The following is a 15,461-nucleotide window of genomic DNA, read 5'->3' on the forward strand; positions in this document are numbered from 1 at the left end:
CCCCCTACGTGTAGGGGGCGGGCACGCCCGACCCGATACTCAGAGCAAAGACGTTACGACGCTTCAGCCAGCTCACGCAGATACTGGAAGATCTGGCGGTAAGCTTTCGGCGGTTTGTTGGTCGCTTTCTCTTTCTGCGCGTTACGGATCATCGCACGCAGCTGCTGGCGGTCGGCATGAGGATAGAGGTTCAGCACCTCTGGCACCGCATCATCACCTTGCTCCACCAGACGGTCTCGCAGTACTTCCAGTTTATGGAACAGTGCGACCTGCTGGTTGTGGCGATTCTTCAGCTTATCCAGTGCAGTACGGATCGGCTCTTCATCACGTGAACGCAGCATTTTACCGATCAGCTGCATCTGGCGGCGGCGGCCTTCTTTCTTAATCTTATGTGCCAGTTCAATAGCGGCACGCAGATCTTCATCCAGTGGGATTTTGTCCAGGGAGTTTTTCCCCAGTTCCACCAGTTCAGCGCCAAGGCGTTTTAGCTCCTCGGCATCACGTTTAATCTCACTTTTACTGACCCAGATAATCTCATCATCTTCTTCTTCTTCGTTATCTGGTACATCATCGAGCCAGTCGTCGGGCTGCTTGGTCATTGGTACGGCTCCTGAAAAAGAGGCTAATGCTATCAGGTTACGAGGCTACTGCGAAATTGTTCTCTGAGTCTGTTAGACTCAAATGAAGCCTTATCACCCTGGTGTGGTTATGCCAGCGCGGTAAGCCACCGAAAAATCGCACTATTAATTATATGGCAGGTCGATGAAATTACTCTCCCAAGTTGCAGAACAGCGTAAAACCCTGGAACAGGCGATAGCGACAGCACTCGAACTGGCAAAGGCCAGCAGCGACGGAGCAGAAGTCGCGGTAACCAAAACCACCGGCATCAGCGTGAGTACGCGCTATGGCGAAGTGGAAAATGTTGAATTCAACAGCGATGGTGCCCTGGGCATCACTGTTTATCATCAGAACCGTAAAGGCAGCGCCTCTTCAACCGACCTCAGCCCGGACGCGATAAAGCGCACCGTGCAGGCCGCGCTGGACATTGCCCGCTACACCTCTCCCGATCCTTACGCGGGTGTGGCCGACCGTGAGTTACTGGCGTTTGATGCGCCGGATCTCGATCTGTTTCACCCTGCTGAGATCGATGCCGATCGCGCTATCGAACTGGCGGCTCGCGCCGAGCAGGCCTCACTGAAAGCGGATAAGCGTATTACCAACACCGAAGGCGGCAGCTTTAACAGCCACGTCGGGATTAAAGTGTTCGGTAACAGCCACGGGATGCTGCAAGGTTATTGCTCCAGCCGCCATTCGCTTTCCAGCTGTGTGATCGCGGAAGAAAACGGGGATATGGAGCGCGATTACGCTTACACCATTGGTCGTGCCATTGAAGACCTGAAGTCACCGGAAGCCGTGGGCGAAGAGTGTGCACGTCGCACCCTGTCACGCCTTTCTCCGCGCAAGCTGTCGACGATGAAAGCGCCGGTGATGTTTGCTGCCGAAGTTGCGACAGGCTTGTTCGGCCACCTGGTCGGTGCGATCAGCGGTGGCAGTGTGTACCGTAAATCGACATTCCTTCTGGATTCACTGGGCCAGCAAATCCTGCCGGAGTGGCTGACCATTGAAGAACATCCGCATCTGCTGAAAGGGCTGGCCTCCACGCCGTTCGATAGCGAAGGTATCCGTACCCAGCGCCGCGACATCATCAAAGAGGGCGTGTTGCAGAACTGGCTGCTGACCAGTTACTCCGCGCGCAAACTGGGGCTGCAAAGCACCGGACATGCCGGAGGTATTCATAACTGGCGCATCGCCGGACAGGGCCACAGCTTTGAGGCGATGTTAAAACAGCTTGGCACGGGGCTGCTGGTGACCGAGCTGATGGGGCAGGGCGTGAGTGGTATCACGGGCGATTACTCTCGTGGAGCATCGGGTTTCTGGGTGGAAAATGGCGTGATCCAGTATCCGGTCAGTGAAATTACCATTGCCAGTAACCTGAAAGACATGTGGCGCAATATGGTCAGCATCGGTAGCGACATTGAAACGCGTAGCAATATCCAGTGCGGATCCGTTCTGTTACCAGAAATGAAGATTGCCGGGCAGTAATTTACTGATTTACGCGTATGCTGAAAAGGCGACTGTGAAAACAGCCGCCTTTTTTAAGGCCCGAATGATACCCATTTATAAAAATAGGATCTGAGATGCGTAAGTTATTGATTGCAATGTTGAGTACGACCCTGATGTTAAGTGCCTCAGTGATGGCACAGGACCTGGAAGGCGATATGGATATCCTCAAAGGTGCTTATCGCACGGTGCAAAAGACCGACGATAAGGCGGAAATGGTCAGAGCATTAACCGATATGCGTGCTGCCGCTGAGAACGCGAAAACGCAGACGCCGGATAAGTTAAAAGGCCAGGCGGCCGACAGTGCCGGAATGAAAGATTATCACGCACAACTGGACACACTGATTGGCCAGATTGATAACAGTCTGAAACTGGCAAACGGCGGTGATCTGGCAGGCGCAAAGGAAGAGGCGAAGACATTCTCCGCTACCCGAGATGCCGGTCATAAGAAGTTTCGCTAATGACCCAATCCTGAGCAAAAACGTTTAGATTCAACCTGAGAGGCGATGAATAAAATCATCGCCTTTTTTCGTAAAATAGCTGAGTGAAAAGAGTGTGGTTAATGAGAATATCTCGCGGTTTTTTATTGTTCAGAATCTTTATCTGGCTTTTCCTGTCAGGGAGATAAACGCGAGAGTTTTCACCACAAAAAGTGATCTATAATATTTCCGATTATTAATACCCCTGATAATTGAGCTGCAAAAATTGGTCAGCCCGCTCCTCCTGGAAACATAACATTTATGTGACCGGAAGGAGTGGGTGCCTCTTTTTAATTCTCTGTCTGGCTTTTCGTCATAAGTTTTACTTCTGCATCTGTGATTGTTGGCATGCTTTTCCCCGCATATTTCCCTTGGCCTGCGCTTATTAAGCAAGTAACGCTGTTTTTTTGTGATTTATCTCTCGATTTAAAGGTGTTTGTGCACGCTTCAACGTTTTTGCGACATCAGTCCAGCGTCATCTGTTTATTTCCGTTTCGATGTGGAAAAAGTCGTTCTACACAGAAGGGTAGCGTAGAGGTAATTTATTCCCATCGTTAATTAAGAGGGGACGAACGTGAGTAATGGAATAGCACCAATGGGCGCGGTAACCGAACAGGATAATGAGATTCAGTCGCTGGCTGCACGGGTGATGACACAAATTACCGAACTGTTTGCCGCCCGAAATATTCAACCTAATCCTGTTCAGCAGCAGATGCTCACCTCCCATGTGCGTGCGATGGCGCTGCGTTCTCTGACCGGAGAAGCGCTGCCAGAAGTAGAAGAAGAGCTGTTTGAAGATATTTCGCCAGAGTCAATGACGCTGGCACAGCAGGTCGTTGACTTGTTCGGTAACCTGCCGAAAGAAGAGGCCTGGTTGCTCTCCGTTCATTTCGAAGTAGCCAAAGAAAACGAATAAACCTGGGTCGGGCATGCCCGACCCCTACGACAATCCGTAGGGGCGGGGCATGCCCCGCCCGTTGCAACCAATAAGGAACACAACATGTCTCAAATTATCGTCGTGATTGGCGACCGTTTAGGTAAAGGTCAGAAAGTCGCTGCCGGAATCGAAAAAGCCGGTGGCAAAGCGATTGTTGTTCCGGGCGTAGCGGCAGACATGAAACTGGGCGATGTCATGAAGGCGGAAAATGCCAACTTCGGTATTTCCTTCTGTGGCAGCGGCGGTGCAGGTGCCATCACTGCGCAGAATAAATATGGCTACAAAGCCAAACACGGAATGCGCTCCATTGACGAAGGTGTGACCGCCATCAACGAAGGTGCCACGGTACTCGGCTTCGGCTTTATGGATAAAGAAGAGTTGGGTGAGCGTCTGGTGCTGGCATGGCAGAAGAAGTACGGCTGATGAAAGAGCAATTCACCACCACAGTAAGCGTTAGCGGTAAAGGTGACAGCAAAGGCAAAGCCTTTGCCGATGCCCTGAGTCGGGTACAAAACACGGTACTGAAATCCACCAGCAAAATTCTTCTGCGTATTGAGCCGGTGGATGTGAAGGTGCTGCGGGCCGGAGTCCGCATTAAAACAGAAAAGTTTCTGTTCTTCTTCCTGGCGCGTGAACGGCGGCTCTACAGCGTCGACCTGGAAATCACCGTTAACGTGGTGGTGGTTGATACAGACACCGTGGATTTCATCGTTTCCCACTAAAAAACATCAGGGCGCATACCTCCACGTGTTCAGATGCGGTAGTCCATCTACCGCCTGAGGCGCAGGGGTTATAACAAAAGGAAAGACCGATGTTCCTCATTATCTTATTTAAATCATTGATTATCGGCGGCCTTGTCGGTGTTGGTGTGGGCGCAGGAGCGGCACGCATGTTTCATGCACCCACCACACAGGGCATGGGTGCTTTTCGTACATTGGGTGAACTGAACTCCTGTGAAGGCGATCCGGCCTCTCACTTCTCTTTCGGCCTGGGCTTCTTCTTTAACGCCTGGGCATCGTCTGTGGCGGCGGGTTCTTTTACCCAGGACGTTGACCACCGCATTATCCCTAACTGGGGTGCGGCGGCGCTGATGGTCAAAAACCGCAACGTGGCAGACACCCTGCACAACCCGAAGAAAATGGCGATCGCCTGCGGCATCATCGGCATGATCGTGGTGGCGTTCCTGAACTCAACGGCGTCAGCAGTACCGGCAGCCTTGCAGGTGACGGCAGTGAAAGTGCTGGTGCCTGCGGCCAACCTGCTGGTCAATACGGTCATGCCCGTGATCTTCTGGCTGGCCGCCATTGATGCCGGTAAAAAGTCCGGTTTCTGGGCCACCATTTTTGGCGGACTGGCGCAGCTGATCATGGGAAATGCGGTACCGGGCCTGGTACTGGGCATCCTGATTGGCAAAGGGGTTGAAGAGGCAGGCTGGAACCGTGTGACCAGGGTGATGATGATGGCCATCGTCCTGCTGTTCGTTCTTAGCGGCTTCTTCCGTGGCTTTGATATGAAGCTGCTGGAGTCCTTCCATCTGGGTGTACCTGGTTGGCTGGATATGATCCACAACTCCCTGAGCGGCAAATAAGAGGACGAGAGTAATGGAAAATACAAAAAGTGGTTTTTGGTATGCCGACTGGTCGTTTCCGATCTTTGTCGGGCTGCTCTCTTCCGGTGTGTTCGCCGGTACGCATATGTACTACGTCTACGGGTTGGGAGCTTTCAACGAAGTGGCCTTCGTCTCCATGCTGCGTGCGGGAATGGAAACGGGTGTTTACGGCGCGGTAGCGGCCTTCGGTGCCAGCTTCCTGTTTGCGCGGATTATTGAAGGATCGCTGGTGGGGATCCTCGATATTGGTGGGGCGATCCAGACCGGGATCGGCCTGGGCGTGCCTGCGCTGCTACTGGGGGCTGGGTTTATCTTCCCGGTAGCGAACTTCGCCGCCTCGCTGGTGACCGGCCTGGCGCTGGGCCTGGCGGTGGGATACCTGATTATTCTCGCGCGTAAATTCACCATCAATAACAGCGACTCGACCTACGGCGCCGACGTGATGATGGGGGCGGGGAACACCTCTGGCCGCTTCCTCGGTCCGTTAATTATCTTGTCTGCGATGGCCGCATCGATTCCGATCGGGCTGGGCGCGCTGGTGGGGTCGTTGCTGTTCTACCTGTGGAACAAACCGATTACCGGTGGCGCGATCCTGGGAGCGATGGCGCTGGGTGCGATCTTCCCGGTTGCGCTGTAACTAACCCGCGTGGCGGCCGGATGTCGCCACGCTGAGGAGTCTGCAATGTTTGATCTGATTATTCGGCGGGGCCGTCTCAGCGATGGCACCCTCAGCGATGTCGCCATCAACGACGGCAAAATTGCAGCAGTTGGCCTGGTCGCAGGTCCGGCAAAACGTGAGTGGGACCTGGCCGGGCGTTACTGGCTGAGTGCGGGCTGGATTGACTCGCACGTTCACTGCTACCCGAAATCGCCGATTTACCATGATGAAGCTGACCGCATTGGTGTGGACACGGGCGTCACGACGGTGGTGGATGCGGGCAGTACCGGTGCCGATGATATCGATGATTTTTATCAACTCACCCGTAGCGCCAGTACCCGCGTCTATGCGCTGCTCAACATCGCTCGTAGTGGCATTCTGACGCAGAATGAACTGGCGGATATGGCACAGATTGACGGGCCTGCGGTACGCTCAGCGGTACAGCGTCTGCCTGGCTTTATCCTGGGTTTGAAAGCCCGTATCAGCAGCAGTGTGGTGGAACAAAACGGTATCAAACCGTTGGAACGCGCTAAAGCAATGCAGCAGGAGAATGGCCAACTGCCGCTCATGGTGCATATCGGTAACAACCCGCCGAATCTTGATGATATTGCTGATTTGCTGACCTCCGGCGACATGATTACCCACTGCTACAACGGCAAACCGAATCGTATTCTCACGGCGGAAGGGCAGCTTCGCGCGTCGATTACCCGCGCGTTGCAGCGCGGTGTTCGGCTGGATGTTGGGCATGGCTCTGCCAGCTTCAGTTTTGAGGTGGCACAGGTCGCCATCGGTCTGGGGATTTTACCACACACCATCAGTTCGGATATTTACTGCCGCAACCGCCTCAATGGTCCGGTGTATACCCTGGCACATGTGATGTCCAAATTCTTAAACATCGGGATGACGCTGCCACAGGTGATTGATTGCGTCACCTGCCATGCTGCCGATGGGCTGCGGCTTGAGGGTAAAGGACGGCTGGTGCCGGGACAGGATGCCGATCTGACCATTTTTGACGTGAAACAGGAAACCTGCCTGTTCAGTGATTCTGACGGACAAACGCTGTCTGGCGAAACACACCTGATGCCGCTGGCTGCTGTGGTGGGCGGGCAGGCATTCGTGACTAACGAAGGGAAAAAACGTGATGACTTCAGTGTATGAAAAATATGGCTTAAAGCAGGTGATTAATGCCTCCGGCCGCATGACCATTCTCGGTGTGTCGACCCCGAGCGCGGATGTGGTGGAGACAGTAAATTATGGTCTGAATCACTACTTCGAAATGAAAGATCTGGTCAACAAAACCGGTGCTTACATTGCCGGCCTGCTGGGTTGTGAGGCCGCGGTCGTGGTCTCCTGTGCGTCAGCGGGTATCGCGCAATCTGTGGCGGCGGTGATCGTGAAAGATAACGACTGGCTGCTGGAAAACCTCCATGCCGCGCCGCTGACCGTGCCGCACGACATCGTGTTGCCAAAGGGCCACAACGTGAACTTCGGCGCGCCCGTGGGCACGATGGTCACACTGGGAGGCGGCCGCATTGTGGAAGCAGGCTACGCTAACGAATGTTCGCCTGAACAGCTCTCGGCGGCCATCACGCCGCAAACAGCCGCCATTCTCTACATCAAATCGCACCACAGCGTGCAGAAAAGCCATCTCAACGTCGAACAGGCGGCGGGGGTGGCACGCAAACATGGCGTTCCACTGATCGTGGATGCTGCCGCCGAAGAAGACTTACAAGCGTATTACGCACTGGGGGCTGACCTGGTGATCTACAGCGGCGCAAAAGCCATTGAAGGGCCTACCAGTGGGCTGGTAACCGGAAAAACGCAGTACGTCGAATGGGTAAAACGTCAGTCGCAGGGCATTGGTCGCGCGATGAAAGTCGGCAAAGAGGGCATCCTTGGGCTGACTCAGGCGATTGAAAATTTCCAGCGTCTGGAGAAGGTAACCGGGGCGCAGATGGTGGAAAAAATGACGCCATTTATCGACAACCTGAATCAGCTGTCCGGGATTCAGGCCCGCGTGGTGTGGGATGCGGCCGGGCGTGATATTGCCCGTGCGGAGATTCATTTTGACGAAGCGACTCTCGGGCGTACGACGGGGGAAGTGGTACAGGCACTTAAAACCGGCGATATCGCCATCTATTTCCGTGGCTACAAAGCCAACGAAGGGATTGTTGAAGTAGACGTGCGCAGCGTGTCTGCGGAGCAGCTGCACACTATTTTTGTCTGTATTCAGACGCTGTTAAACAAGGAGAAACGCGCATGACGCTGACACCAAAATTTTATCGTGACCGTGTATGCCTGAATGTACTGGCCGGCTCAAAACAGAACGCCCGTGATATCTGGCTGGCGGCCGAAGGCTACGTACTGGTAGGCGTGCTGTCGAAAAACTATCTCGATGTCGCGACCGCCGTGGCGGACATGCGTGAGTATGCCGCACTGATCGATAATGCGCTGTCCGTCGGGCTGGGCGCGGGCGATCCGAATCAGTCGCTGATGGTGAGTGCCATCTCCGCTGAGGTGCAGCCACAGCATGTTAATCAAGTCTTTACCGGCGTTGGCACTACCCGCGCGCTGCTGGGACAGTCGCAGACCGTGGTGAACGCTGTAGTGTCGCCAACCGGCCAACCCGGAAAAGTGAAAATCTCTACCGGACCACTGAGTTCACAGAGGGTAGACGGAATCATCCCGGTCGCCTCCGCGATTGCTATGCTGAAGGATATGGGCGGAAGCTCAGTGAAGTTTTTCCCGATGGGCGGACTGAAAGCTATCGACGAGTTTAAAGCAGTGGCAGAAGCCTGTGCAGACCAGGATTTCTGGCTGGAACCGACAGGCGGTATTGATCTGGACAACTATGAGACGATTTTGCGCGTCGCGCTGGATGCAGGCGTCAGCAAAATTATTCCGCATATCTACAGCTCCATTATTGATAGCACCTCCGGGCTGACCCGCCCGGAAGATGTGGCAACACTGCTGGCACTAACCAAAAAGTTAGTGGATTAATCTCGTCCTGACACCCCGGACTGTTCCGGGGTGTACTATTTTTTCGTCGAAAAATAAGTTAATTTTCCTTTTGGTGATCAGCTTAAAAGTGGTGCCCCCGTGAGATTCCCTAACCAACGACTGGCTCAGTTGTTTGATTTGCTGCAAAACGAAACGCTGCCGCAGGATGAGCTGGCGCGACGTTTCGCTGTCTCGACACGCACGGTGCGTACCGATATTCATGTCCTCAATGAACTGCTGGCCGATCACGGTGCCAGCCTGGTGCTGAATCGTGGTGCGGGTTATCGGCTGAAAATTGAGGATCTGCCGCGTTATACTGCGTTGCTAAAGCAGTCACCTTCCCATCTGCGCGTCCCACGCACGTCGTCGGAACGCGTGCACTACCTGCTTACCCGCTTTCTCACGTCGGCATTTTCCCTGAAACTGGAAGACCTGGCAGACGAGTGGTTTGTCAGCCGCACCACGTTGCAAAGTGATATGGCTGAAGTCAGGGAGTGGCTGGCGCGCTATCAGTTGGCGATTGAAACCAAGCCACGCTACGGCATGAAGCTGTTCGGGACAGAGGTAGCGATGCGCACCTGCCTCACGGACCTGCTGTATCAGATTGCACAGGAAGACATCGACAGCCCGCTGTTAAGGCTGGAGGCGTTGAACCGCGGTATGCTTGATACACTGCAACCGCTGCTGCAACAGTGCCTGTCGCGCTTTACGATCCGTCTGACCGATGAGGGGGAGTTTTATCTGCGCCTTTACTGTGCCGTGGCGGTGCGTCGCATTGGCGAAGGCTATCCGCTGACCGATTTCACGGCGGAGGATGTTGATGATGACGTGCGTGACGCGGCGCGCCATATCGTGAACCTGATGAGGCCGATGACGGGTAAAGCAATCTCTCCGGCGGAAGAGGCTTACCTGCGGGTAAATATCGCTGCCCGCCGGGTAGAGGACAGCGTGGCCAGCGTGATCAGCCCGGATGACGGCGACTCGCTGGTGGACTACATCCTCAGCTACATCAACACGCATTACAATTTTAACCTGCAAAACGATCCGCAGCTCCATGCCGACCTGCTGACGCACATTAAAACGATGATCACCCGCGTGCGTTACCAGATCCAGATCCCTAACCCGTTGCTATCAAATATCAAACAGCACTATCCGATGGCTTGGGATGTGACGCTGGCGGCGGTCTCCAGCTGGGGTAAATACTCGCCTTACACCATCAGTGAAAATGAGATCGGTTTCCTGGTGCTGCATATTGGTGTCGGGCTGGAGCGCCACTACAACGTGGGCTATCAGCGCCATCCGCAGATCCTGCTGGTGTGCGATACCGGCAACTCCACCGTGCGCATGATCGAAGCCATGCTGCTGCGTAAATATCCACAAATTGTTGTGAGTAACATCCTCTCTCTGCGTGAATACGAACTGAAAGAGAACGTGGAGGAAGACTTTGTGATCTCCACGGTGCGTCTCAGTGATAAAGATAAGCCGGTGGTAGTGATGTCACCGTTTCCTACCGATTATCAGCTTGAGCAGATCGGCAAGCTGGTGCTGCTCGATCGCACCCGGCCTTACATGCTGGAGCGTTTCTTTGATGCCAGCCACTTCCTGATTCTCGATCGCCCGATGGATCGTTCTGCACTGTTCCGCCAGCTATGCGATCGGCTGGAAGAAGAAGGGAGGGTAGATGAAGCGTTTTACCCTTCGGTGGAGGAACGTGAGGCGATTGTCAGCACCATGCTGGGTGAGGGGATTGCGTTGCCGCACTCGCTCGGATTGTTGGCGAAGAAAACCTGCGTCTACACGGTGCTTGCACCTGAGGGCATTGCCTGGGGTGATGAAACCGCCTATGTGATTTTCCTGCTGGCAATCAGCAAAACAGAGTATGAAGAGGCGATGGCCATTTACGACCTGTTTGTGACCTTTATGCGCGAGCGGGCGATGACGCGACTACGAGAGAGCAAAGACTTTGCCAGTTTTAAAGCGGTAGCGATGGACTGCTTAAGCAGGTTGTAATGCGGTGGTGGCGGGTCGGGCATGCCCGACCCCTACGAATATCAGCGCGGATGGTGCTGGTTTTGTGGCGACTATTGCGAATATCAACGCGGATTACTGTTTAGTAGGGGTCAGGCATGCCTGACCCTTTCCAGCATGCTTATTTCAGAATGGTAAACGCGGTGGTGACGTGGGTCACGCCGCTTACCCGGCTGGCAATATCTGCCGCCGCTTTCGCTTCCGAATCGGTCACCAGGCCCAGCAGGAACACTTCGCCATTCTCAGTGGTGACTTTCACGTTCGACGATTTCACCTGATCGCTACCCAGTAGCTGGGAGCGCACTTTGGTAGTGATCCAGGTATCTGAAGATGCCGTGCCGAAGCTCACTTTGCTCCCGGTGCGGATCTCGTTATACACCTCGGTTGCACCATCAACACCGACGGCGATCTGTTTCGCGCGTGATGCGAGGTCGCTGCTCGGTGCCTGACCCGTCAGCAGCACTTTGCCCTGATAGGCGGTGGCAACGATGTGGGTGTTTTGTTTAATCTGTTCGTCTTTGGATAACGCGTTTGTTACACGAAGTTCTAAGGTCCCATCATCCACCTGAGTTCCTACGGAACGGGGATCGGTGGCACCTTTCGTGGCGACCGCCGCTGTGCCGACAACTGCGGCCACACAACCCTGTAACATCAATGCGGTAAGGATAACTGCACATGCAGATAATGCCTTCATTTAAGCTCCTTTAAACATCCTGGTGGGGAAACAAAGTGTTATCTATTAAATCGCACAGACAATTCACGGTTAACATATGCATTTCCTGAATTCTCGCGCTGCGATGCGAGGGGATACGAATCTCCACATCCTGTGGTCCCAGCAGGCCGGCGAGTTCACCGCCGTCGTAGCCGGTCAGCGCAATAATCGTCATATCACGTGTGACCGCTGCCTCTACGGCTTTGACAATATCACGGCTGTTGCCGCGGGTTGATATGGCCAACAAAATATCACCAGCGTGGCCCAATGCGCGCACCTGCTTCGCATAAATTTCTTCGTGCAGGCGATCATTACCAATCGCCGTCAGCAGCACATTGTCAGCGCTAAGGGCGATGGCAGGCAGGCTCGGACGCTCGGTTTCAAAACGGTTGATCATGCTGGCAGCAAAATGCTGGGCATTGGCGCTGGAGGTTCCGTTGCCACAGCTCAGGATTTTGTTGCCATTCAGCAGCGACTGCACCATGGTCATCGCCGCACGTGCTATGGCATCCGGCAGCGCTTCTGCCGCTGCGATTTGCGTTTGAATACTTTCGGTAAAACAGACTTTAATTCTTTCCAGCACGTCATTCACCTGGTTAGTTTAGCCTTTTAAAACAGGCTCTTATTCTGCTGTAAATGCATCAGGTAACCATTCTACCTGTTCGCCGGTGATCGCGACCACATCAAAACGACAGTCCGTCGTGTCGAAGCTCTGTCCACGACTGTTGAGCCACAGTGACGCGGCGCGCAACAGCTTTTGCTGCTTACTGCGCGTAATACTGGCTGCTGCGCCACCAAAGCGGTCATTGCGCCGGTAGCGCACCTCAACAAAAACCCATACCTGCTTATCGCGCATAATCAGGTCGATTTCGCCTGCACGGTAACGCACATTTGCAGCGACAAAACGCAAACCTGATGTTTGCAGCAGGTGGCGGGCCTGACGTTCACAGGCTGCCCCCTGCTGTTGTCGACTCAGTTGGCCGGGACGATCTGGCCCTGACGATACTGGCTCCACACTAACTTCCTGTTAATGACGCAGTCCTGATTTGCACTCAGATTGCCAGTATCACCTTTAATCTGGAAACCTGGCAGTGAGCGCATCTCATTGAAATGATTCGCCAACGTCCAGGCATCAATGCCCATCGCATACAGACGAACCAGTGAATAATCATTATTAAACGACTTCGCCGCCTGCTGCATCAGTGCTGGATTCGCACCAGACAGAAGCGGGATATCGCTAAACTGTAAACCGTCCAGCTCCAGACGATAGTCCGGGCCTGCACCTGCCTGATAGCTGCGCGAACTGGCATACAGGCCCACATTATCACGGCTGCTCACACGCATGGAGATCATCGGCTTAATCAGCGTCAGCTCGTCCTGAGTGGCGACAATATACACTGAATCCACACTGCCGTTGCTGCTGCTGACCTGGGCATCGGTCATCGGTGCCGGGATGTTCAGGCCGCCAATGGTTACACCCGTTGCTGCCGCAGGCTGTACGGTGATCGGTGTGCCGCTCAAGCGGATACCTGCGCCACTGTTAATACCCTGTTTCAGTTCTGTTTTTGAACCAAACTGCTGTTGCAATACCGTGCCACCGCCCAGTTTCTGCCACTCGGCAGCAAAGGATTTGTTCACGCGGTCCCCTAACGAGCTGCGTGGTACCAGCAGCAGCGGGGTACGTTTGCCCTGGTCCCACATATGATGCGCGGCATCACGGGCTTCGTCTTCAGGAGAAAGCGCAAAATAGCAAAGATTCGGACGGTTCTGGACGGACTCTGGCTCATTCAGGGCCAGAACGTTAAGCGATGTCTGGCTGTTAGCCAGCTGTTCGACGTGATTTTTCAGCAGCGGGCCGACCACCAGCGTTGCGCCATCATTCTTCGCCTGGGTGAGGACCTGTTCGATGGGCTGGGTGCTGGTGTCATACACCTGAATCTGAGTGCCGCTTGACGGTGCGGCTGTTTCTACGCTGTTGGCCGGGGCCGATTGCGGCTGAACGTCAGCAGGCTGGGCCGCGGTTGCGTCGGCAGACGGGCTGACCACCGCATCCGGTGTGGCCTGTACTGCTTCAGGAGCCTGCACCGGCGTGGCAGCTGCCGGGGCACTGCCCTGAGCCAGCACGCCATTTTTCGCGTCGTTAAACCCTTTCTGAATGGCGTTAGCAAACACTTGTGCCTGGCCACTTAGCGGCAGAAGCAGGGCGATTTTACCGGTGGACGCTGGCTGGAAGTTCTGTACCTGCATCAGCGCCGTTGGCAGCATTTTGGCCGCAGGATTATAAGGATAACGCGTTTGCCAGTCACTGATACCTGCTTTCAGCATATCCGGGTCGCTGGCGTTTGCACGGTACACACCGAGCAGATCTAGCCATCCCTGCAACACGTTTTCATTGGCGTTGATGGCCAGACTGTTCATCTGATCCGGCGTCATTTGCGTCAGCGTTTGCCAGGTGGCATCGATATTTTTCTGCTTGTCTGCTGGATTTGTCAGAAGCGGTTCCTGAGCAATCCAGGCGCGCAGCACATCCAGCGAAGGGCGACCCTGACTGGTGGCAATCTGCAACTGGAAGTAACGCACCTGCTGATCCTGCGACAGGGCACTGGTATCAATCTGCTTCAGTTTCTCAGTCGCATCCGGCAGGTTTTGCTGTGCCACACTCAGCTGTGCCTGAAGCAGCAATAGCTCCTGACGCTGGGTCGCGTTCAGATTCTGAGGGATTTGCGTCAGCTGATCGTTGGCCTGAGGAACCTTCCCTTCGTTCAACAACGCTCTGATTGCAAGTAATTGCCAGTCAACCTTGTTATCATCTGAGCTTTGCTGCACCTGCTGCAGATAATAGTCAGAGGTGCCCGTGGCGGTCCCCTGTACATTCGCCTGAGGCGTTTGCGGAGCCTGGCCGGTACAACCGGCAAAAATCAGGGCAGCCAGCAGCAGTGGCATGGTGCGTACTGCTTTGCAGTGAACTACTTTCGAAGGAAGCATACTGTATCCAGTGATGTTTTTTTCAAGATGCTCAATATTAAATCGGCAATTCGGATCAAACAATGAAACAACACGATCGGGCAGATATTTCTGCCAGCACGCTCTATATCGTTCCAACACCCATCGGTAATCTGGGCGATATCACCCAGCGGGCACTAAAGGTGCTTGCGAGCGTCGATCTGATCGCTGCGGAAGATACACGTCATACCGGGCTGTTGCTACAACATTTCGCCATCAATGCGCGGCTCTTCGCATTGCATGATCATAATGAACAGCAGAAGGCCGAGGTGTTGCTGGAGAAGCTGCGCGAAGGTCAAAGCATAGCGTTAGTTTCCGATGCTGGCACGCCGTTAATTAATGATCCCGGCTATCACCTGGTGCGTTTGTGCCGTGAGTCGGGCATACGCGTGGTGCCGTTACCCGGTGCCTGTGCAGCGATCACCGCATTAAGCGCTGCGGGATTACCGTCTGACCGTTTTTGCTACGAAGGGTTTCTGCCAGCGAAAAGTAAAGGGCGCTGTGACACGTTACGTGCGCTCGAGCAGGAACCACGTACCATTATTTTCTACGAGTCCACGCATCGCCTGTTGGACAGCCTGCAAGATATGGTCACCGTGCTGGGCCCGGATCGCTATGTGGTGCTGGCCCGTGAAATTACCAAAACCTGGGAGTCGATCTTTGGCGCGCCAGTGGGTGAACTGCTGGCGTGGGTGCTGGAAGACGAAAACCGCCGTAAAGGTGAGATGGTGCTGATTGTTGAAGGTTATCACGCGGTTGAAGAGGCATTGCCAGTGGAAGCGCTGCGTACCCTGGCGCTGCTCCAGGCCGAATTACCGCTGAAGAAAGCCGCTGCGCTTACCGCCGAAATCCACGGTGTGAAGAAAAATGCACTTTATAAGCATGCGCTGGAGCAGCAGGGTGAGTGACAAGCC

Annotated in this window: 17 protein-coding genes; 12 read left to right on the forward strand and 5 right to left on the reverse strand. The window is 54.4% G+C overall.

Features of this window, described 5'->3' with window-relative positions; translation table 11 throughout:
- Positions 1-53: 53 nt before the first annotated feature.
- Complete coding sequence (gene yjgA, locus WH279_RS11975; protein ID WP_339456776.1) at positions 54-599, reverse strand: ribosome biogenesis factor YjgA; 546 nt, start codon at positions 597-599, stop codon at positions 54-56.
- A 163-nt stretch (positions 600-762) separates the two neighbouring features.
- On the opposite strand from yjgA, the gene pmbA reads away from it, so the two are divergent.
- The 11 genes from pmbA to WH279_RS12030 all read left to right on the forward strand — a co-directional run bounded on the left by pmbA (position 763) and on the right by WH279_RS12030 (position 10,814).
- A complete protein-coding gene (gene pmbA, locus WH279_RS11980; protein ID WP_339456778.1) occupies positions 763-2,103 on the forward strand; it encodes a metalloprotease PmbA in 1,341 nt (446 codons plus the stop codon).
- Between the two features lie 95 nt (positions 2,104-2,198).
- Positions 2,199-2,582 carry a cytochrome b562 gene (cybC, locus tag WH279_RS11985; protein WP_339456780.1) on the forward strand — a complete coding sequence of 128 codons (384 nt, stop codon included), beginning with the start codon at positions 2,199-2,201 and terminating at the stop codon, positions 2,580-2,582.
- Between the two features lie 613 nt (positions 2,583-3,195).
- Entirely contained in the window at positions 3,196-3,516 is a 321-nt protein-coding gene (locus tag WH279_RS11990) for a glycine dehydrogenase (protein ID WP_200641915.1), read from the forward strand.
- Between the two features lie 84 nt (positions 3,517-3,600).
- Positions 3,601-3,960 carry an SFCGS family glycine-rich protein gene (locus WH279_RS11995; RefSeq protein ID WP_200641831.1) on the forward strand — a complete coding sequence of 120 codons (360 nt, stop codon included), beginning with the start codon at positions 3,601-3,603 and terminating at the stop codon, positions 3,958-3,960.
- Positions 3,960-4,259 (forward strand): DUF4312 family protein, encoded by a 300-nt coding sequence (locus tag WH279_RS12000; protein ID WP_339457074.1) that lies wholly within the window; start codon positions 3,960-3,962, stop codon positions 4,257-4,259. Before WH279_RS11995 ends, WH279_RS12000 begins: the two co-directional genes overlap by 1 nt.
- Before the next feature lie 89 nt (positions 4,260-4,348).
- Complete coding sequence (locus tag WH279_RS12005; protein ID WP_200641830.1) at positions 4,349-5,125, forward strand: DUF4311 domain-containing protein; 777 nt, start codon at positions 4,349-4,351, stop codon at positions 5,123-5,125.
- A 13-nt stretch (positions 5,126-5,138) separates the two neighbouring features.
- On the forward strand, positions 5,139-5,783 hold the full coding sequence (locus WH279_RS12010) for a DUF4310 family protein (RefSeq protein WP_166653707.1): 645 nt from the start codon (positions 5,139-5,141) through the stop codon (positions 5,781-5,783).
- A 45-nt stretch (positions 5,784-5,828) separates the two neighbouring features.
- The gene (locus WH279_RS12015; protein WP_339456788.1) at positions 5,829-6,962 is read left to right on the forward strand and encodes an amidohydrolase/deacetylase family metallohydrolase; all 1,134 of its coding nucleotides are present in this window, start codon (positions 5,829-5,831) and stop codon (positions 6,960-6,962) included.
- A complete protein-coding gene (locus tag WH279_RS12020) occupies positions 6,946-8,067 on the forward strand; it encodes a DgaE family pyridoxal phosphate-dependent ammonia lyase (protein WP_339456790.1) in 1,122 nt (373 codons plus the stop codon). The genes WH279_RS12015 and WH279_RS12020 overlap by 17 nt, the downstream gene beginning before the upstream one ends.
- Complete coding sequence (dagF, locus tag WH279_RS12025) at positions 8,064-8,804, forward strand: 2-dehydro-3-deoxy-phosphogluconate aldolase (RefSeq protein WP_200641828.1); 741 nt, start codon at positions 8,064-8,066, stop codon at positions 8,802-8,804. Before WH279_RS12020 ends, dagF begins: the two co-directional genes overlap by 4 nt.
- A gap of 99 nt (positions 8,805-8,903) precedes the next feature.
- Positions 8,904-10,814 (forward strand): BglG family transcription antiterminator, encoded by a 1,911-nt coding sequence (locus tag WH279_RS12030; protein ID WP_339456792.1) that lies wholly within the window; start codon positions 8,904-8,906, stop codon positions 10,812-10,814.
- 139 nt (positions 10,815-10,953) lie between these two features.
- Here the strand turns inward: WH279_RS12030 and dolP are convergent, their stop codons facing one another.
- The 4 genes from dolP to WH279_RS12050 are packed head-to-tail and all read right to left on the reverse strand — an operon-like array spanning position 10,954 to position 14,529.
- Positions 10,954-11,526, reverse strand: coding sequence for a division/outer membrane stress-associated lipid-binding lipoprotein (gene dolP, locus WH279_RS12035; protein ID WP_133842512.1), 573 nt, complete (start codon positions 11,524-11,526; stop codon positions 10,954-10,956).
- A gap of 10 nt (positions 11,527-11,536) precedes the next feature.
- Positions 11,537-12,127 (reverse strand): DnaA initiator-associating protein DiaA, encoded by a 591-nt coding sequence (gene diaA, locus WH279_RS12040; protein ID WP_133842511.1) that lies wholly within the window; start codon positions 12,125-12,127, stop codon positions 11,537-11,539.
- Between the two features lie 39 nt (positions 12,128-12,166).
- Positions 12,167-12,559: a YraN family protein gene (locus tag WH279_RS12045; protein WP_200641826.1), complete on the reverse strand. Its 393-nt coding sequence runs from the start codon at positions 12,557-12,559 to the stop codon at positions 12,167-12,169.
- Positions 12,517-14,529, reverse strand: a complete 2,013-nt coding sequence (locus WH279_RS12050) for a penicillin-binding protein activator (RefSeq protein WP_339456798.1) — start codon at positions 14,527-14,529, stop codon at positions 12,517-12,519. The genes WH279_RS12045 and WH279_RS12050 overlap by 43 nt, the downstream gene beginning before the upstream one ends.
- 62 nt (positions 14,530-14,591) lie before the next feature.
- Here WH279_RS12050 and rsmI point away from each other — a divergent pair, with 62 nt between their 5' ends.
- On the forward strand, positions 14,592-15,455 hold the full coding sequence (gene rsmI / locus WH279_RS12055) for a 16S rRNA (cytidine(1402)-2'-O)-methyltransferase (RefSeq protein WP_227535167.1): 864 nt from the start codon (positions 14,592-14,594) through the stop codon (positions 15,453-15,455).
- The last annotated feature ends 6 nt before the right edge of the window (positions 15,456-15,461 follow it).

This window comes from Erwinia sp. MYb375 (assembly GCF_037479175.1).
Taxonomy (GTDB): domain Bacteria; phylum Pseudomonadota; class Gammaproteobacteria; order Enterobacterales; family Enterobacteriaceae; genus Erwinia; species Erwinia rhapontici.